Below are 18,363 nucleotides of genomic sequence, written 5' to 3' on the forward strand. Positions count from 1 at the left end.
TGGATGCGTCACATTGGCGGAATGACGCCGTTTATGCCGACCAGAACACGGTCGGATTCAACCGTGTTGTCTCCAGCGGTCGTGCCGTTGATGATGACACCGGCGCCGGGTTTGATGTCGTCCTTCGTTGCTGTGCCGAAGGTGACGACCGGTGTGCCCGGCGGGATCGAGATCTTCTTCTCGCCGCCCTTGTAGGTGAGCGACAGGGTGGGTCCGTTGACCGAGGCGACGGCGCTGGCAACAGTCGCATTGGTCATCGAGCTCTTCGGCTTCAGATCCCAGCCGTAATCGCCCTCGCCGGTGCCCTTCATGGCGGCCGGGAAGATCAGCACTTCAAGCGCGCCGTTGACGCCGCTGTCGGTCGGAACGGAAGCGATGCCGACGAAATCCCCGGGCTTGATGTCCGTCACGGAGGCGTTGACGATGCCGTTGACGGCCCATCCGGACTTCAACTTGATCGTCACATCCTTGCCTTCGCGCGATTTGACCATCAGCGTATCGCCGCTGAGGCTTTCCACGACGCCGCGAACGCGCGCCTTGTCGGCAGCATGCGCGGATAGTGTGGTCATCGCGCCGAGCGCCAGCGCCATACCCATGATCTTCAACTTCGTGAGCGACATTCTGCTCTCCATATCTTCGATCTTCTCGACATGATCCCCATCCGGCTATCTGGAGCGGGTAGGGTGATCGCTTTGGAAACGGGGCAATCCGCAAATGGCGTCGTGTCGACGACACCGGATTGTCTCTTAATTCCGCCCCCTCATTCGACGCCTTCGCGAATGCGTTACAGAGATCACGCCGTTGTGATCGCAAGAAGGGGGACAAAAAATTCGGATGAGGATGTAACAAGTAGCGCCGATCAACGAATGACTGCCCGTGGATGACTAAATCAGTGTCGGAACAGGTCCTGAAAGGTTTGATGCTTCTATCGCTTGATGGCGATGAAGCTGCATACAGGCGCTTGCTCGTCATTCTGCGGGATCTGCTTTTGACGTTTTATCGGCGGCGGCTTGGGTCCAATGCCGATCGCGATGCCGAGGATCTGGTCCAGGAGGTGCTTTTGGCAGTGCATGGCCGGCGCATTACCTACGATCGGGATCGACCGTTTACCGCATGGTTCTTCCAGATCGCGAAATACAAGCTGATTGATCATTTCCGGGCAAATGGCCGCAAGAAGGGCGTCGAAATTGCGTTGGAAGACGAGATCGCGGCTGAATTTCGAGAGGAGGCGCTGTTTGCTCACCTCGACGTCGATCGCCTTCTCGATCAATTGCCCGCCAAGCAGAGGGAGCTTTTGCGGCAGGTGAAGATCGCCGGAAAGACCACCGCCGAAGCCGCGATCGAGACCGGGCAGTCTGAAGCAATGGTTCGTGTCAGCATTCATCGCGGGATGCGTGCGATTGGCCGCAAGCTGGGTTTTGCCAATGACGAAAAATGATGAGTTCATCGAAGCTCTGGTGAGCGACCTCACCCCGGTTCACCGTCATGCGTTGCGAATGCGGCTTGCAGTTGCGATCGTTGTCGGCGTCATCGGTGCGGCTGCTGCCCTGCTCATTTCGCTTCATTTTCGCCCGCATCTGCATCAGGTGACGGTCGCAGCGTTCTGGGTGAAGTTTTTGTATACCGTCATATTGATGAGCGCGACGATCGTCGCTCTTGAGCGGGTTGCGCGGCCCGACGGTTCGACTGGCAGCATGGTTCGGGTCTTGGCTGTGGCGTTCGCTATCGTCGTGCTGCTGGCGTTCGTTCAGCTCGCACTGTCGCCGGCTTCATCCTATCCCGGTCTCATCGTCGGATACTCGGCGTCCTTTTGCCCGTTCCTGATCGTGGCTTTCGGCATTCCGGCTTTTTGCGCCAACATGTGGTTTCTCAGGCGTGCCGCCCCCACGCGTCCGGTGCTTGCCGGCTTCGTGGCGGGTGCTTGCGCCGGGGGCGTCGGCGGCTGGGTATATTCCTGGGCCTGTGTCGAAAACGGTATCCCATTCATCGCCATATGGTACACGCTCGGCATCCTGCTGAGTGGGCTGTTCGGAAGCCTGGCCGGCAAAGTCAGCCTGCGCTGGTAGCTTCGTTTTCGCCAGCCGACTGGCCCACGCACGCTGCCGATCTGAAGCCGCACCGGTTTTCTGACGGTGATGGTCGTCGCAAGAGCGATCAAGGGGAGACGATAAGGCTTTTTCGCGTTATGAATGGTAGTCATTGATCCTACCAATTAGACGCCGAGATCCTTCACATGGCTTTGAACGTGCTTTTCATTGGCGGTACCGGCCAAATCTCATATCCCTGCGTCGAGCGTGCTGTTGGCGAGGGACATCGCGTCAGTGTCTACAACCGCGGCCTGAGGGGCGACCCGTTGCCTGCAGGTGTGATTTCAATCACCGGCGAACTCGGATCGGCTGCCTATGCCGATCTCGCCAGGGCCAACTATGACGTCATATGCCAGTTTATCGCGTTCACGCCGGATCAGATTGCGCGAGACATCGAGGTGTTTGCGGGCAATTGCGGCCAGTACATTTTCATCTCTTCGGCTTCGGTCTACGAGAAGCCGGCACGCCACTATGTCATCACCGAGAAGACGCCGGCGATCAATCCCTACTGGCCCTACAGTCAGGCCAAGATCGCCTGCGAGGAGCTGCTCATGGCGTCAAAGGGGCTGGCCTGGACGATCGTCCGTCCCAGTCACACCGTACGCACCGGCCTGCCCATCATGATGGGTGACAGCGACATAATGGCGAGGCGCATGCTGGATGGTGAGCCCACGATTGTCGCGGGTGATGGACACACGCCGTGGACACTGACGCGCTCGGTCGATTTCGCAGTGCCTTTCGTCGCGCTTTTCGGCAAGCAGGCAGCCCTCAATGAAATCTTCCACATCACCTCCGATCGCGCCCATATATGGGATGATATTCAGAAGGCGGTCGCCAGATTGCTGGGTGTCGAGGCGAAAATCGTCCACGTGCCGACGGATACGCTGATCAAGTATAATCCGGATTGGATAGGCCCCTTGGTCGGCGACAAGGCCTGGACCGCGATCTTTGATAATTCGAAGGTCAAGCGCGTTGCCGGCGACTTCACCTGCGCCGAGAACTTGGAAGAAATCCTCGCCGAACCGATCATGCATTTGAAGCGCCGCCTTTCCAAAAATCGTCCCCCAAAGGGTGAGCTCGATGCTCTGATCGACAGAATTTGCGCAGCGCAAGGCGCTTTGGGATAGGAGAGGCATCTTTCGAGTGCTGCTTAGGGCTCTGCCTGCTGATTACCAGCTGAGAATGATCCACTTGCGCATTTTACGACTACCTGCTGCGCGCTCATAATTTATTGAAAGAGTTGGTTTTGTTTGCTTCTGTAAGATCGGATTGAAATCCTCACATCCTGGCAGCAATTCGACCGCCTTCTGGAACGGCTCCCATGTCGTAACGGAATGATGCAACGGACATTCCCGGGCTGGTGACAACGAACTTGTCGATATTCTGGCGCGCAATGCGGCACGCTCTGTAATGACTCAGCCCGCGGCTCTCAGTCGCAGCGCTTCAGTGCCTCAAGCGTCTTCACCATCCTGTCAACCAACGGCCCGAACCGCTTCTGTTGCGCAGCGGGGTACTCGAATGTGAAGTTCCCCATTGCGTCATCGCAGAGCGCGATTTGCCGCATGTAGATGATCCGGTCGCCCTTGGTTCCCGAAAAGCTCGCCCATGATGAACCCCGTTTCTCGTAGGTGAACTTCCATCCGTCCTCGATCTCGAACTTCTTCCGAAGGTCACTCTCCTGGCTGAAGCCGCCTTCCGTCAGATAGTTGCCCCAGACCGATAGCTTCGCCGTTCCGTCGGCGCTGTGGAGACCAATTCCGTCGCCGTTGTCGGGCGTCTGAACCGTTTTGAAGTCTGCTGGAAGGTCGATCGCGTACTCGAAGCGGCCGTTTTCGTACAGTTTGAAGTCCGCGGCAACAACCGACGTGGCGAATACACATGCGGCCAAGATGATGGAGAAGCGATACATGGCAGCCCTCTGACGTGTCTCGTGTCAGAGGAAGTCACGAACACCGATCGGAGGTCAACAGATATCATGCCATCTCAAGGGCATTGTCCCGGAATCACACGAGATCTTCGTCGGCACGGACGAAGCAGCCTGGCGTAAACGAGCTGCATAGCTTCACTGGGATCCCGTGATCGAATATATCGGCCGTGATTTGCTGGGATGGGCAACAGTCTGTTATCGCGACGTTGAATGGCTACGGCGCGAACCGGAGCCAGTCTTGTATCGTGTCGTGAAGTAGATCTTGGCACTAAATATTGTAACAGGTATTTGATATAATTAGAGGATTTTGCTCAGAAGTCGATATGGCTGATTCGATCTTCGTGGGTGCTTATCTCTTCAAGAGCTTTATTCCTGGTGGCTTCAGCCCCGACATGTGTACGCCATTGCTTATGCGCCGTCACCAACACGCGTGATGACACAAGATCGTTTGCAATTGATGGTATTGTATTTGCTGTTAATGCACCTTTTGCATGCGCAACGCTAATGCAACGCGCGTCATTGATCGAAATATGCCAAGCTCACTTCATAAACCAATAAGACTGGGCTGGCTCGCGAGAAAAGCGAGCGTAGCCGATTTAGGCATGCGCCGTGAGGTGACCTCGATCATGCCTGCAAGGCAGCCGTTTATCGGTGTCGAGGACCCGTGTTGTTTCGCGCTGCCGAGCAGGCTGGCCCATGTTGCACCGCTATGGGTACAGTCAAGCAGCGGAAGTGCTTGGCTTGGGCGGCATATGGCAATCTCAGTCGTGGCAAGCCTACGTGGCGTTGTCGGCAGTCTCGCGATGGAACCGATCATGGAAAGATTGAAACGTCTCGCACAGAAAGGTTTGTCGCAGGACGAGCTCGAAGTCACCAAGCGGGTATTTGACCTAGCTACGGCGCAGAGCTGGTTCGATGATACTCAATACAGCCGAGACGGCTTTGCTGTCGCACTGGTCGGCCTGTTTCGATGCGGAATAACCAATCCGGCTCAGTTGGAAAGGATCGCCATGTTTTGGGCACTGAGCGACTTTTCCCGGAACATGTCAGGTGTTCAACGGGCTAAACTTCGATCACTCTACGGCCGATATGCGCCAAGTGATATGGATACGGCGCTGGCTGATCACTTTCCCGCTGACAAGCTTGTTTAAGCAGGTCTCTTATAGCCGTCGACAATTGGCGTTATCCGTCGGTGCTGGTGGAAAGGTGCTTGGAATTGGCTCGCTCCTGCTGCGCCTTCGGTTCATCGCGATGCAAATAAAGCATATTATTTTAATATGACGTATTGCTAATGTAGTCGCTTTTATATACCCTCTGAAATTGTAAGTTTCACACGCACTCTCCTTTATCGTGCTGCCTCATGGCAGCAGAAAGGACATGCGAGAGCGTGTCTTAATACAACTGGCGGGAACGTCATTAGAGGCTATTTGGGGGTGCGACATGTCTTTTTCGTTGCAGGGCCGCTGGACTTACAGAAGCTATCGAAACGATCCTGCGCTCATTGGGGACGATGCGCAGAAAGCGCTTCAAAATATCTTCGGCGAAGGCGTGTTCACGCTTGCTGTTTCGGGCGGCAATGTGACTGGCACGCTCGATATGGGTTCGGGCTACTTTCTTGACCTCACTGGAACCGTGGTGCCGGTCGAGGGCGGAGAGGCTCGAATCAAGATGGTGGGTGTCGGGCGATCGGGGACGCCAACCGCGGGCTGGCAATACGACTATCACGGCACCGATGCCTTTACCTGGCCGAACGGCGTGAACCAGGTTCCGGCCTTCGTCGGTTCGGTTATTCGCGCGAAGCCGCATAACGGCTCTCCGGCCGGTTATGTCGCTTCGTTCATCGCCGTCAGGCAGGCCTGATCGCGAAGCTATTTCATTTCAGCATTGAAGTTGCCGGCTCGTTCGCCGCGCTCTCTGCACCGAGAGGCCGAACGTGTGGGGTGAAGACGTTGTCGCGGCGACTTGATGCCGCGAATCTCGGGGATTCGGCCGATATAGGGGAGATATGCGATGTCGGTGAACAGGATGGCAATGGGGACTATCTGGCGAAATGGCTTAGCGATATCTGCGACCCTTGCGGCATGCGGCCTGTCGATGCCGGCTTTCGGGCAGCAGGCGGAACCGCTCTTTTCCAATCCACCGGTTCTGGAAGAAACCCATCCTGGTGCCGCACCGATGAGCCGGTTACCGACTAGCGGGTTGAAGAAGTCTCAGGCGGCGGTGACGACCTCAGGCCGCAGGCAGCTCGACCTGACGGTGAAATTCATCGAGAACGGCATCTACAATCCGGTGACCGGCCGCGTCGACAAGGTCAGGCTTCGTGGCTATACGGGTGCCGGCGTCAATCCAAATGCACCCTATGTCGCTCCGGTCATCGAGGCCGCGCCCGGCGAGAGGATCACGGTCGCGCTCCACAACGAGCTTCCCGATGACGGCACTTGCGCCGGGCATGGCGATGCCAATCAGCCGCATTGCTTCAACGGCACGAACCTGCATTCCCACGGTCTTTGGGTGAGCCCGACCGGCAACAGCGACAACGTCCTGATCTCGATCAATCCCGGCAAGAGCTTCACCTATTTCTACGATCTGCCGGACGAGCATCCCGCCGGCACCTTCTGGTATCACTCGCACCGGCACGGCTCGACCGCGCTTCAGGTATCCAGCGGCATGGCCGGCGCTTTGGTCGTGCGCGGCAATCGCCTGCCGACACAGAATGCCAATGGCGATCTCGATACCCTGCTGAAGAATGCCGACGGCAAGCCAATGCAAGAGCAGTTGCTCGTTTTCCAGCAGATCCAATATGCCTGCTTCGATGCGAAGGGCCAGATCAAGACGCGGGTGGTGGATGGCAAGGTCGTTGCCTGGGTCTGCGATCCCGGAGATGTGGGCGAGATCCGCAACTATGACCAGTTCGGACCTGGAACCTGGGGAGAATCGGGGCGCTATACGACCATCAACGGGCTGGTCCAGCCGCGCTTTCAGTCGAAGGCGGGCCAAGTCGAACGCTGGCGGATGATACATGGCGGCGTGCGTGAAACCATCACCGTTGCTTTCCGTCCGCGCCGTCAGGGCGCTCCCGAATATAGGGCGACTACGCCTGAAGCGGCAGCCGACTACATCAGACAGAACTGCGCCGGGGAGGCTATCCCATATCATATCGTCGCGGCGGACGGGCTGACGACCGCGGTTGCCCGTTCCACACAAACCGCAACGCTGCAGCCGGGTTATCGCTTCGACGCGCTCGTCATGTTCCCAACGACCGGCGACTACTGTGTGGTCAACGAGCCGTTGCCCGGCACTGCAAGCGTGACGCGCGCCGATCAGGACCGGCAATTGCTTGCTACCGTGTCGGTCGCGGCCGGAACGCCGGTCAGCAATATCGACACGGCGCTCACGGACACGCTCGTTGCGGCTGCGCAGCGGACAATGCCCACCGATGTCCGAGCCGCCGTCATCGCCGATCTCAGAAATGGCCTCAAGCTGACCCGCTTCGTGCCGCATCCTGATGTCACCGACGACGAAATCACCGGGACGCAGGAACTGGTCTTCTTCATCGACCTGAGCGGCAATGTCGCGAAGTTCGAGGTCGGCAACAAATCCTTCGACCCGAAGAACTTCGATCCGGCGACATTCAAGCCGCGTTCTTATGATCCCAATTATGTCGATCGTGCCCTGCCGCTGGGGGGCGTTGAGGAATGGACGTTGCAATCGGCTTTCGTCGGCCATCCGTTCCACATTCACGTCAATCCTTTCCAGATCGTGGAAATCCTCGACCCGAACGGCGTCGACGTCAGCGCGCCTGGAGCGATCGATCGGGGTGGTGGGGTCGTCGATCCGCAATATCCAGGCCTTAAGGGCGTCTGGAAGGATACGCTCTGGGTGAAGAGCCTGATCAGCAATCCCGCCGACTTTCCGGCCAAGCTCGCCACGTCGACCTACAAGATCAAGATCCGCACCCGATATGAACGCTTCATCGGCGAATACGTCCTGCATTGCCACATCCTCGATCATGAGGATCAGGGGATGATGCAGAATGTCTGCATCGACCTGCCGAACGGCGGCGGCGGAGCGAATTGTGCACGGCTGCTGCGCCCGGCCGACGGTCAGCAGCCGGCCACCATGCAGCACTGATCTCAGCCAGAAACAGCTTTTTGAACCCAAGGGAGAGTAAGATGAACATCACACGCAGATCTGTCATCGTTCAGGGCGGCGTTATCGGGGCGGGCCTGCTCGCCAGCGGATTGCCGGGCATGAAGGCATTCGCGCAGATACCGCCGGTTCCCTGGCGGCGTTCTCTTCAGGGATTGGCCTGGAACGATCCGATCGTTGCGACGTATCGTGACGCGGTGCGCATTCTCCAAGCGCTGCCCACCACCGAGAAATTCAACTGGGTTAATCTGTCGGAAATCCATGGAAGTGATGCCGGCGTCAAATATTGCCCGCATGGCAACTGGTATTTCCTGCCGTGGCACAGGGCCTATACGGCGATGTACGAGCGCATCGTCCGGCATGTGACCAAGAACAACGATTTCGCCATGCCATTCTGGGACTGGACCGCCAATCCGTACCTGCCCGAAGTATTCACCATGCAAAAGACGCCTGACGGCAAGGACAATCCCCTTTACGTATCGTCGCGCACCTGGCCGATCAAGCAACCGATGCCGGACAATATCGTCGGGCCGGGGGTTCTCAATACCATCCTGACGGCGACGCCATACGAGGTTTTCGGCACTACTCGCCCCGCCGGGCAGAACTCGCTCGATCCCTCCTGGGTTATCACCAGTACCGGCACGCAGGGGACGTTGGAATCCACTCCGCATAACCAGGTACACAACAACATAGGCGGCTTCATGCCGACATGGTCGTCGCCACGCGACCCGATCTTCTTCATGCATCACGGCAATATCGACCGCATCTGGGCGACCTGGAATCTGCGCCACATCAACAGTGCGGATCGGCTCTGGACCGACATGCAGTTCACCGACAATTTCTACAATGTCGACGGTCAGTTCTGGTCCCCGAAAGTCTCCGAACTCTATGTTCCGGAGGAACTCGGATACACCTATGGTTTCCGAAACTATTTCAAGGTGGCGGCGGCGAGCGCCAAGACCCTGGCTCTCAACGACAAGCTCACCTCCGTGATCGCGGCGACGGCAACCGATGCTGCAATCGCCGGCGTAACGACTGTCTCGACGGACAACAGCAAGGCGGCGACGGCAAGCGCACCGCTGTCGTTGCCGATCAAGATCCCGGCAGGCGCCTTGCAGGATATCGTCAGCCAGCCGCCTTTGCCCTCCGGCATGGACACGATGGATTTCGGCGCAGCCCAGGAGCAGGCGGCTTCCGCCCCCCGAGTCCTGGCGTTTCTTCGGGATGTCGAAATCACCAGCGCGAGCACGACAAGCGTTCATGTTTTTCTCGGCAAGAACGAACTGAAGGCCGATACGCCGGTCACCGATCCGCATTATGTCGGCTCTTTCGCCGTGCTTGGACACAAGGGCGATCATCACGGTGGCGGCCATCACCCGTTGCCATCCTTCGTCCTCGACCTCACGGACGCCATTCAGCGGGTCTATGGCGCAAGAGGGCAAACGGATGGCGAGGCCATCGATCTGCAACTGGTTCCCGTTGGAGCAGGGGCGGGCAAACCCGGCACCGTGAAGCCCGCGAAACTGGAAATAGCCATAGTGTCCGCTTAAAATTGGGATCAGGATCGATTATGGAGAGATCGATGCGCTATCATCGTTGGATGCTGATCGCTATTTGTGTGGTGGCGTTCACGATGCTGCGCATCGGTAGCCCGATCCAAGCCAGTGGGAGCGACATGCAGGCGACGGTCGACAAGCCGGTAACGATAGCCATCGATGGCGTGGCCGAGCGCGCACCGGGCAATGGCGGCAAACGGATTGTCGTAACAGTCAACGCATACGAACCGTCGAAATCGGGGTCCGTCACGATAGTTGTTTCTGTGCGCTGCGGCGAGGCGCTGCGGGAAATCGGCCGTTTTGGCATTTTTCCGAACGAAGCGTTTTCCGTGTCGCGCGGAAGCAACCCTCAGCGGTTCGGCTTTCCGCTGCCCGACGAGCCGAGTTGCCGGCAACCGCAAACAGTCGAGATTGGTCTCGAGCCTCAAACGGGCGACGGGACAGGTGCTAGTATCACGATCGGTAGCGCAGGCATCGAATAGCGGGGCTTGCTGCCACTCGGCGCTTGGTGGGGATCTTCCTCACTTTGAGTGGTTCCCTGATCACTAACGGTCAAGCTGCTATGGGTCGGCATGCGAACGAAATCGAATGATGAGACCATGGCAAGAAGCGGAGCCGTCACGATTGCAGTATTCCTGGGCTGGTGCGAGCCGTAGTAAGGCAGATGCAAATCATTGCGTAAAGTGGATATTCGGTTCGCAAGATGAACGTCTCATGCGTCCCGGCGCGAGCCACGCGCAAGGTCTGAACCATAGCTCAGGATCTATCTTCGCAATGTAGCGGATCGACCAAAAATGTTTAGAAGCCATGCTATTCGTACAGGTACATTTACGAACAGAGAGAGCATCGATCTCTGTCAGCGTGTCTTCTATCATGCCTGCGCCCAGAATCGAGTTATGACGAAGCAGGAACGCCAGGCTCTAGCCGTCTCCATTATTCACGACTTTTGCGAAGGCTTGACTGATGAGCTTGATCTGCGACGCGCATATGTCGATCTTCGCAGTAGGGACGTCGCTGCTTCCCTGATGGGTGACCAAGCGCTCCTGCGCGTATGAGCCCATTTTGCATCACGTTGGCTGATCACATTTTTGCCTGTCGCAAGTTATCCCGCATTCCTTCAACCAATATTCTATGAGCAAATTAAATGACGGAAGATCGGGACTATCTGCTTAAAGCGGCGGCAAACCTATCGAAGATAATGAATTTCCCGTTCACCGTATCGGACTGGAGTGTCAAGCCCTCCAGAAAGGCAGGCGGCATTCGGAACGGTACGGCCGCGAGATCAAGCAGCGCGTCAAACGTGGATGACAAGGCGGTGAAGCTTTCCGACCGATAATCTTAATGGATAAGGGCTGTCGCTATCTCAGGCAATTTGACGTGCCTCTTTTGCTCATTGATTTGCGTAGCATGCCTGGGTGGTCAAATCCGTACCTCCTGCCAGTGACGTTAAAAGCTCCGGCAGCAAGGTTGCAAACTTGTAGGTAAGCGTAACCTGCGAAAAACCATCCAGACCATAGCAGCTGGCGGCATTGTTCAAAGAAATCGACGTCTCATCAAGGGCGACCGCCCAACCAGCCGCCTTCGTCTGAGCGAAGGTAATCGTTTTGGAAGCGCTGTAGGCACTTCCATCCTCGCATTCGACTTGTGGAATACCCATGCAACGGGCTGTCGCAATTGCTGTTTCGTGAAGGGCATGGCTTGTCCAGAACAGCCGGCCGAATTCCATGATACCAAACAGCATCAGCAGGAACAGCGGCATGACCATGGCAAATTCCACGGCGCTGGCTCCCTCGTGTGAGCGCCAGAATTTTCTCAAGCGGCGGATCATTTGAGCTGCACCACAGCGCTTGCGTAAATATAGCCGTCGTTGACAATATTGTAGCCAGAAAACAATGGTGCATAGGTCTGCTTGGCAGAGATCACCAGATATTTGCCCGCGTTTGCTCCATCGGGGCATGACGAGCTACAGGTCTGCTGAGATCCCCAAACGAAAGAGGCCGCCGATCCGCTCGGGCAATAGCAGGCGCCCGTGGAAGCAGGAGTGCCATCGATCCTGATTGTGGCTCCGTCGAAATTGGCTTGCACGCCGTCATTGATTGCGATTGAGGCGCTGGCACCGGTCGATGGGTACTGTCCGGCGATCATCAGAGCGACGCTCTTGGCCAGCAGGCTGTCGTTTAGACCATCGACCTGATCAGCATGAACCAGTGCGTAGCTGGCAGTGTTCGAGATCGTGGCCTCCAACTGGAAGCGTGCGAAAATCAGGCTGCCCATGTCAAAACTGACTGCCATGATGAAGAGGAAGACCGGGGCAAGCACAGCGAATTCGACGGCTGCATTACCACGGTCATCCCGACCCAAGGCGTCGGCGTGGTGGGAAAGTGTTCGTTTGAATTTTCGAGGAGAAAATGGAAGCAATTTCATTGGACCAAGGCCACCTTTCCGCCGCCCGTCGACAGGGTGCATTCGGACATGGCCTGAGAACCGCCAGACAATGAAATACTAGCGCCAATCAGTTGAAGACATCCGCCCGGCGCGTTACTGAGCGAGCCGCCGCCTCCGAAATCGATCTTGCCGTACGGAAAATAGAAAGCTCCCGAGATGGTACCGATGCCACCGGACGTTATTTCTGCCCCGGCTGTATTGCCTGAAGATTGAGGGCCGATGACGGCGAGGTTCGCATTGCTTCCGGATTGCGGTGCGGTGAGGCTGATCGCGTTTCCGCCGGTCAGACAGAAGGCCTTTCCACCGCATTCCCAGTCGGATGGCGTGGCAACGCCGGAAACAACGAGCGTCACATCCTTTCCGGAAATCGCGATCGGATCGCCGCAGCTTGCGCCGCCCGTATTTGCGGAGAAATATCCGTCGACCGTATAGATGCCGGCTCCCAACCTTGCCCCGCCTGCAAGGTTGACATTGCCGGATATGTCATGCTGAGCGCTGGCGGGAATTGTGATGCAACTGCCGCCGCCACCGCCGTTGATGTTGCCGTTGACGCGGAAGCTACCCGTTCCAGTGGTTGCGTCCGCAAGATAGGTGATTGATCCCCCGTCGAGCCCGATGCCGTTGTTGCTGCTGGATTTACCGATCGTGTAGCTGTTGGATGTTCCGGCGCCTAGTTTCAAGGTCGCACCGGCGCCCGTATAAAAGCCAGCATTCAAGATAAACGTGCTGGGGCCGCCGATCAGAACTTTCCCGGAGCTGCATAGGCTGTAGCGGCCGTCGCCACAAACCTGGTCGCCCATTCCAAAATGGAATGTTCCGGCACCGAAGGTCAGGTCGGCTCCATAGACCCCCTTGGCAACCTTGAAGATGCCATTGCCGAAGACGAGTTTCGTGCCGAAGTCGTTCTGGACCTTGCCGGAGAAGCTGTAGACGATATTCTTGTTGCCGCCGATGTTGAAGTTGACTTGGACGTTACCGTGCACAAGCAGGGAGCCAATGCTGATCTTCGAGCCTGAACAGGTAATATCCCACTTGGTGGTCCAGTACTGATTATAGTTACCTGGATCATAGGTGCATCCTATCGCCTGAATGGCGGATGCGGTGTCTACCGGAGAGGAGTTGCCGCCAAATTCGACATCTGGGCTGTTGCCGACCATCGCCTTGCTCGGCCATGAAGCGCTACGGATGGTGTCGAAGCGACTGGTCAGTGCACCTATGCCGGCATTACCGCTTAAGGGATCGCTGGTATATTGCTGTGTGACAGGCGCCTGACTCCCGTCCGTGCGTACGATGTTGGCAGACCAAGGGCAGGGCTGGGAAGAGCCTTCGTCATATGTGGCGCTTTTGGCGGTGATCTTCGTTCCACAGGGAGCCACCAGATTACTGTTGGAGGCAACGTAACAGTTGCCGGCATTGACCTGAACGCCTCCGGATAGGGTTACGCCACCGGATGATTTATCGAGCGCTATAATGCAGCCGTTTTCGGCTGCGCCCAAAGAGGAATAGGCTTCAGCTGCGATGTCCAGCTTGGGGGAGGCGCCCAGAATAGGCGCCAGGAAAAGAGTGTTCGTTGTGGTAATTCCCACATGAACTGCCTGATTGCGCGCATCTTTCGGTGAAGTTGTCAGCGAGACCGTAGCGTTTGTCGTGTCGATGCCATTGAGCTTGACCACGCGAAGGGCCGCTTCTCTCATCTGATCTTCGGAATTCGTGCCGCTATAGGCAAGAGCTCCGGCATAGGAGGCAAGGTCTGCCGTTCGCTGATTTTCGTCCCGCACAAGCAGCCCGTATCCGTACTCGATAGACAGAGCGGCAAATCCCAGGACGAGGGGCAGGCAAAGGGCGCTCATGATGGCAATGCTGCCGCGCCGGTCCGTGCCGAGCGAACGCCCATGCCAGAGGGCCAATCGGATGAATTGGATCAAAGCTATTCCTCTAAAAATCAAATTTCAAATATTGCGCTTGTGGCTGAGACTTCTCTCATCGGTCGACATCGTCCGCGAAGGAGCCTCGCAAAGAGTATGGATTGATATCCATCCGCTCAGTTCCTTTGAGGACGTGCGATCGGTTTACGGAATCAGGCGTTTTGGAAGCCGGAAGCGAGGTCATCTCACGGACACGCAAAAAGGTCGCCAATGCCCACGCGAAATGAAGGGATGACCCTGCTGCGGCGCGAAGCTCATCTTCGCGCACGCAATAGGCTGGCGGGATCCTCAACGGATTCTTAATGCCTAAAAGTATGACTTATTATTGTGCTGGAATTGGATAGGCTCTACGAAATTCGGATAGAGACTATTTGAATAGCTGATCGTTTTAGAGTTGAGGCAGATAGCTCTGCTACGCCACGAAAACTAAATTTCGCCATGGGGCAACGCTTGTCGCGAAGGTGATTGTCGCTTCGCGGCACTTCTGCGCTGGCTTCCGGTTGGGCTGCGCGCGGCAGTGCCCTCACCAATCTGAGATGGCTGTTTGAAAATTGATTTTGAGGCCACCTGCGTCATCAGTCCGCCTGCCGCCGGGCACCCTTTGCCCTCGGATGATGCGCGCAAAAGCTTGCAGGTTCACGCTTCTGGTTACGTGGCTTTTGACAAAAGCGACAATGATAACAGTGGCTTGACTTTCCTTGCAGGACTACTCGATGCTGAATGGAAAATACTTTGCGTTGATCATGTCATAGGTCCCGTCCGCCTTGATGGACTTCAATGCTGCATTCAGGCGCGCAAGGCGTTCGCTGTCATCCAACCGCACCGCAATTCCGGAACCATCGCCAAAATATGTTGCGTCAACCAGATCCGGTCCTCGGAACTCGCAGCAGCTTCCCGCCTTTGTGTTCGCGATCCAGTCATAGATGGCAAGCTTATCTTCCAAAATGATGTCAACACTTCCGTCCGATAGTCCCTTGTACAATTCAGGTGAAGACCGAAAGACCGTCTCATGCGTCTGCGGATAGAGATGTTTGGCAAAGGATTGCTGCGCTGTCGAAGATGTCACTCCGAGGTTCTTGCCGGTAAGGGCGGCAGGGCTCACATCTTTGATCGGTGAATCTTTTCGGACGATGAACACCGACGGGCTATTGTAATAGCGTTCCGTGAAGGCGACCTTCTGGCGCCGCTCGTCGCTCATCGACATGGATGAGATGATCGCGTCATATTTCCTGGCGACGAGATCTGGAATCATATCATCCCACTTCTCGACGATGAACTGGCATTCAAACTCGCCGACCTTGCAGATCGCATTGGCGATATCAATATCAAAACCCTGCAGCTTGTTGTTTGCATCGAGGTAGTTAAACGGTGGAAATGCGCCCTCGACGGCAATTCTCATTGGCATATGCTCTTGCGCCGTTGTCGGAAATGGTAAGGTTGCAGCCAAAACGAAGCCGATACCAATACCTGCCGATGCCCTGCGCAATATTGTCTGAACAGATAGGTGCAGCATCGTGGAGTATCCTTAATAGGTAACCGATCCCGGTATAATGCGCAGTTGCTTTTAATTCTACGTGAACGCTTCTTTGTTACCACTCATGTAACCGTAGTTTTGTTTTGATGATGACATCCTAATACAGCGTTGTTCGGGGATCTGCGCTTGCACATTATCCGTTCTTCCAGTCCGAAGTCCTTTCAACAATCCTGGATAGCTTCGGGAAGAATTCTCTTCCTGATTGCGGCTAGTGCTCTGGGAGTAATTGGCCTTGTCGTGCTGTCTGCATTGTGGGCGGGAACTGAAAGTGACTCTGCGGCACTTGATAGACAGCGTCAGCTCGTAACCGCGCGCCTGAGAGAGCAAGTTGATCAAGTGGCGCGTGTCATTGGACAAGTCGGCAATGGTTATCTTGCTGCAAATGGAGCCTACCCGACCTCGGGCACATCCTCGATTTCGCCTGCCTTCAGCACGGTTTTGACGACAGCAGCCGGGAGTGCGATTAGCCAGGCTGCGACATCTGTCTTTGGCTATGATCAGGCATTTGTCGTAGACGAACATGGCGACCTGGTCATGATGGCGGACGGCCAGATGGAAAAGCGCTATCGTTGGATGAAGCCTCTTCTTTTGCCGCTCCTTCGAAAGGCGGGCATCGCCGTCCACCAGCGTGCTATGTTGACTGAGCACTTGTCCGGGTCATTGGATAATCCCGCTGGAAGCGCAGTTCTCGCTCATCGCGGGTTGGCCAGTTTGCTACGCCTGGAGGGTCGGCCGACGATTGTCGGCATCGCGGCTGTTAGGGAGCTGCGCGAAGGACAAGGGCAGCCGTCATGGCAATTTGTGATCGTCTTACGGTTCCTGGATGGAGCGGCGTTGGATGAATTGAGTCGGGAACAGGGGCTCAACGGCGCACGCTTCGCGCGCACTGCCGATGCTGGTGATGACGAAGTTGCATTTCAGATTGACGATACTACGAATGGTGAACCGATCGGATTCATCGTATGGCGGCCTGACCTTCCGGGATCAAGGGTCATCGGTCGATTGATGCCGGCGCTTTCGATCGCTGCCCTGATGATGGCGTTTCTCCTGACAATCTTACTTGTGCGGCTGCGAAAAAGCCTCGGCGAGTTGAAGAGAAGCGAGTTCCATGCAAGACAGCTTGCGCTCCACGATGTGCTGACAGATCTCCCCAATCGCGCATTGTTTGCGATGAGGTTTGACGAGTGCTTGGCCGAATTGGAAAACTCTACGAAGCGGTCGGCAATCGCGCTTCTTGACCTCGACCGGTTCAAGGCCGTGAACGATACCTTTGGCCACGCTGCCGGCGACGAACTCATCAGGTTGGCTGCCGATCGGGTCCGTTTACTTCTTCGGTCGCAAGATACGCTCGCTCGGCTCGGAGGAGACGAATTTGCCCTGCTTCTCCGTGATATCGAAGATCACGATCAAGCTCTGCCAGCAATCTGCGAAGCAATCGTCACGGAGCTTAGCATACCCTTCCCATTGTTGAATGGGGAAGCCGTAGCGCGTGTTGGCTGCTCGATCGGCGTTGCGCTTGTGCCTGATACGGGGCGAAATGCCGACGATATCATGCGTTATGCCGATGTCGCGCTCTACGAAGCAAAAGTAGGCGGCAGGGGTCGGTGGAGTGTCTATTCGCCGTCCATGGACGGAGGCAGGAATGCGCGCGATATCCTCAAAAACGAATTGCGGGAGGTCCTATCCAAAATCCGGGTTTCACCTGATGACGATGAGCGAGATGAGCCGGCTGCGGACAGGCCAGACTTCGGAGCGTTAGAAGTCTACTACCAGCCTGTACATCAAGCAGGGAAGGGATATTCCGTGACGGGAGCCGAGGCGCTCGTGCGGTGGCGGCATAGCCAGCGTGGACTGTTGATGCCAGCGAGCTTCATCCCCGCAGCGGAAGAAGGCGGCCTTATTGACGCACTAGGATTCTGGGTATTGCGTGAAGCCTGCACCGCGGCCTGCAACTGGCCCGAAAACACATTCATCGCGGTGAACGTGTCTCCCTCTCAACTGAGGAGGCCAAATTTTGTCGAAGAAGTGCGCGCGGTACTGCAGGAGACCCGGTTATCGCCGTCCCGGCTTGAGCTCGAACTCACCGAATCCTCGCTCATAGAGGATTATGCAGACATCTATTCGATACTGAAGTCGTTGCGCAGCGAGGGTATTCAAATTTCGCTGGATGATTTTGGAACCGGCTATTCGTGCCTCAGTCATTTAACGCGCTTCGATGTTGATCGGATCAAGATTGATCGATCATTCGTCTCGCTCCTCGGCACGAAAGCCAACGGTACTGCGATCGTCAGTGCTATTATCTCGTTGAGCAATAGTCTTGGTATTGCGACAACAGCCGAAGGGGTCGAAACTGAATATCAGCGTGACTTTCTCGCTGCGATGGGCTGCACTGATCTCCAGGGCTACTTCTTCTCCAAACCTGTTCCTCTCGACGAACTCGATTGCTTCCGCATTCCTCAGCGCATGGACAAACTGCTCAAGACCAGTTGAGAACCCAACATATGGTCCGGCAGCATTTGACGCCAAGGTAACAGACACACCGAATAATATTCGTCACAAAGGCAAGTGAGCATCTTCCGACCATAGCTACAAGTGGGGAGGGAACAGCAAACATTAGACGCAAGATCGGTCTTCAGCATCTCAGCTGAAAAAGCGGCTCGAGCCTTCTCATGCGACCATAGAACAAGTGCTACATCGAACCGGGAAAGTGGATCCGTCGGATGTCAGTGGAATTAGCCAA

Annotated in this window: 15 protein-coding genes; 9 read left to right on the top strand and 6 right to left on the bottom strand. The window is 56.2% G+C overall.

Annotated elements, in window-relative coordinates; translation table 11 throughout:
- Nucleotides 1–8: 8 nt before the first annotated feature.
- Nucleotides 9–620: a hypothetical protein gene (locus AC13Q5_RS20680; protein ID WP_488502984.1), complete on the bottom strand. Its 612-nt coding sequence runs from the start codon at nucleotides 618–620 to the stop codon at nucleotides 9–11.
- A 260-nt stretch (nucleotides 621–880) separates the two neighbouring features.
- Between AC13Q5_RS20680 and AC13Q5_RS20685 the strand changes: the two genes are divergently transcribed.
- The 3 genes from AC13Q5_RS20685 to AC13Q5_RS20695 all read left to right on the top strand — a co-directional run bounded on the left by AC13Q5_RS20685 (nucleotide 881) and on the right by AC13Q5_RS20695 (nucleotide 3,214).
- Complete coding sequence (locus AC13Q5_RS20685; protein ID WP_457878210.1) at nucleotides 881–1,438, top strand: sigma-70 family RNA polymerase sigma factor; 558 nt, start codon at nucleotides 881–883, stop codon at nucleotides 1,436–1,438.
- A complete protein-coding gene (locus tag AC13Q5_RS20690) occupies nucleotides 1,425–2,066 on the top strand; it encodes an NrsF family protein (RefSeq protein ID WP_488502985.1) in 642 nt (213 codons plus the stop codon). The genes AC13Q5_RS20685 and AC13Q5_RS20690 overlap by 14 nt, the downstream gene beginning before the upstream one ends.
- A gap of 167 nt (nucleotides 2,067–2,233) precedes the next feature.
- Complete coding sequence (locus AC13Q5_RS20695) at nucleotides 2,234–3,214, top strand: SDR family oxidoreductase (RefSeq protein ID WP_488502986.1); 981 nt, start codon at nucleotides 2,234–2,236, stop codon at nucleotides 3,212–3,214.
- 302 nt (nucleotides 3,215–3,516) lie between these two features.
- Here the strand turns inward: AC13Q5_RS20695 and AC13Q5_RS20700 are convergent, their stop codons facing one another.
- Nucleotides 3,517–3,996: a hypothetical protein gene (locus AC13Q5_RS20700; RefSeq protein ID WP_488502987.1), complete on the bottom strand. Its 480-nt coding sequence runs from the start codon at nucleotides 3,994–3,996 to the stop codon at nucleotides 3,517–3,519.
- Between the two features lie 833 nt (nucleotides 3,997–4,829).
- Here AC13Q5_RS20700 and AC13Q5_RS20705 point away from each other — a divergent pair.
- The 5 genes from AC13Q5_RS20705 (at nucleotide 4,830) to AC13Q5_RS20725 (ending at nucleotide 10,201) form a co-directional block, all read left to right on the top strand.
- Nucleotides 4,830–5,165, top strand: a complete 336-nt coding sequence (locus AC13Q5_RS20705; protein WP_488502988.1) for a hypothetical protein — start codon at nucleotides 4,830–4,832, stop codon at nucleotides 5,163–5,165.
- Nucleotides 5,166–5,454: 289 nt separating this feature from the next.
- Nucleotides 5,455–5,874: a hypothetical protein gene (locus AC13Q5_RS20710; RefSeq protein WP_488502989.1), complete on the top strand. Its 420-nt coding sequence runs from the start codon at nucleotides 5,455–5,457 to the stop codon at nucleotides 5,872–5,874.
- 150 nt (nucleotides 5,875–6,024) lie between these two features.
- Nucleotides 6,025–8,145 (top strand): multicopper oxidase family protein, encoded by a 2,121-nt coding sequence (locus tag AC13Q5_RS20715; protein WP_488502990.1) that lies wholly within the window; start codon nucleotides 6,025–6,027, stop codon nucleotides 8,143–8,145.
- A gap of 41 nt (nucleotides 8,146–8,186) precedes the next feature.
- Nucleotides 8,187–9,713 (top strand): tyrosinase family protein, encoded by a 1,527-nt coding sequence (locus AC13Q5_RS20720; RefSeq protein WP_488502991.1) that lies wholly within the window; start codon nucleotides 8,187–8,189, stop codon nucleotides 9,711–9,713.
- A gap of 32 nt (nucleotides 9,714–9,745) precedes the next feature.
- Nucleotides 9,746–10,201, top strand: a complete 456-nt coding sequence (locus tag AC13Q5_RS20725; protein WP_488502992.1) for a hypothetical protein — start codon at nucleotides 9,746–9,748, stop codon at nucleotides 10,199–10,201.
- A gap of 908 nt (nucleotides 10,202–11,109) precedes the next feature.
- On the opposite strand, the gene AC13Q5_RS20730 is transcribed toward AC13Q5_RS20725, so the two are convergent.
- The 4 genes from AC13Q5_RS20730 to AC13Q5_RS20745 all read right to left on the bottom strand — a co-directional run bounded on the left by AC13Q5_RS20730 (nucleotide 11,110) and on the right by AC13Q5_RS20745 (nucleotide 15,602).
- Nucleotides 11,110–11,547: a TadE/TadG family type IV pilus assembly protein gene (locus tag AC13Q5_RS20730; protein WP_075853841.1), complete on the bottom strand. Its 438-nt coding sequence runs from the start codon at nucleotides 11,545–11,547 to the stop codon at nucleotides 11,110–11,112.
- A complete protein-coding gene (locus AC13Q5_RS20735) occupies nucleotides 11,544–12,143 on the bottom strand; it encodes a TadE/TadG family type IV pilus assembly protein (protein ID WP_457881640.1) in 600 nt (199 codons plus the stop codon). Before AC13Q5_RS20735 ends, AC13Q5_RS20730 begins: the two co-directional genes overlap by 4 nt.
- On the bottom strand, nucleotides 12,140–14,089 hold the full coding sequence (locus AC13Q5_RS20740) for a pilus assembly protein TadG-related protein (RefSeq protein WP_488502993.1): 1,950 nt from the start codon (nucleotides 14,087–14,089) through the stop codon (nucleotides 12,140–12,142). Before AC13Q5_RS20740 ends, AC13Q5_RS20735 begins: the two co-directional genes overlap by 4 nt.
- A gap of 706 nt (nucleotides 14,090–14,795) precedes the next feature.
- Complete coding sequence (locus AC13Q5_RS20745; RefSeq protein ID WP_075853843.1) at nucleotides 14,796–15,602, bottom strand: ABC transporter substrate-binding protein; 807 nt, start codon at nucleotides 15,600–15,602, stop codon at nucleotides 14,796–14,798.
- A 147-nt stretch (nucleotides 15,603–15,749) separates the two neighbouring features.
- On the opposite strand from AC13Q5_RS20745, the gene AC13Q5_RS20750 reads away from it, so the two are divergent.
- Nucleotides 15,750–18,113 carry a putative bifunctional diguanylate cyclase/phosphodiesterase gene (locus tag AC13Q5_RS20750; protein WP_075854294.1) on the top strand — a complete coding sequence of 788 codons (2,364 nt, stop codon included), beginning with the start codon at nucleotides 15,750–15,752 and terminating at the stop codon, nucleotides 18,111–18,113.
- Nucleotides 18,114–18,363: the final 250 nt, after the last annotated feature.

The sequence above is a fragment of the Martinezella sp. CNPSo 3964 genome, assembly GCF_057784375.1.

Coding starts and splice junctions, on each gene's coding strand:
- AC13Q5_RS20715 (WP_488502990.1), top strand. CDS start 6,025: ATGTCGGTGAACAGGATGGCAATGGGGACTATCTGGCGAAATGGCTTA.
- AC13Q5_RS20720 (WP_488502991.1), top strand. CDS start 8,187: ATGAACATCACACGCAGATCTGTCATCGTTCAGGGCGGCGTTATCGGG.
- AC13Q5_RS20705 (WP_488502988.1), top strand. CDS start 4,830: ATGGAAAGATTGAAACGTCTCGCACAGAAAGGTTTGTCGCAGGACGAG.
- AC13Q5_RS20745 (WP_075853843.1), bottom strand. CDS start 15,602: ATGCTGCACCTATCTGTTCAGACAATATTGCGCAGGGCATCGGCAGGT.
- AC13Q5_RS20730 (WP_075853841.1), bottom strand. CDS start 11,547: ATGATCCGCCGCTTGAGAAAATTCTGGCGCTCACACGAGGGAGCCAGC.
- AC13Q5_RS20700 (WP_488502987.1), bottom strand. CDS start 3,996: ATGTATCGCTTCTCCATCATCTTGGCCGCATGTGTATTCGCCACGTCG.
- AC13Q5_RS20685 (WP_457878210.1), top strand. CDS start 881: ATGACTAAATCAGTGTCGGAACAGGTCCTGAAAGGTTTGATGCTTCTA.
- AC13Q5_RS20695 (WP_488502986.1), top strand. CDS start 2,234: ATGGCTTTGAACGTGCTTTTCATTGGCGGTACCGGCCAAATCTCATAT.
- AC13Q5_RS20735 (WP_457881640.1), bottom strand. CDS start 12,143: ATGAAATTGCTTCCATTTTCTCCTCGAAAATTCAAACGAACACTTTCC.
- AC13Q5_RS20690 (WP_488502985.1), top strand. CDS start 1,425: ATGACGAAAAATGATGAGTTCATCGAAGCTCTGGTGAGCGACCTCACC.
- AC13Q5_RS20725 (WP_488502992.1), top strand. CDS start 9,746: ATGCGCTATCATCGTTGGATGCTGATCGCTATTTGTGTGGTGGCGTTC.
- AC13Q5_RS20680 (WP_488502984.1), bottom strand. CDS start 620: ATGTCGCTCACGAAGTTGAAGATCATGGGTATGGCGCTGGCGCTCGGC.
- AC13Q5_RS20710 (WP_488502989.1), top strand. CDS start 5,455: ATGTCTTTTTCGTTGCAGGGCCGCTGGACTTACAGAAGCTATCGAAAC.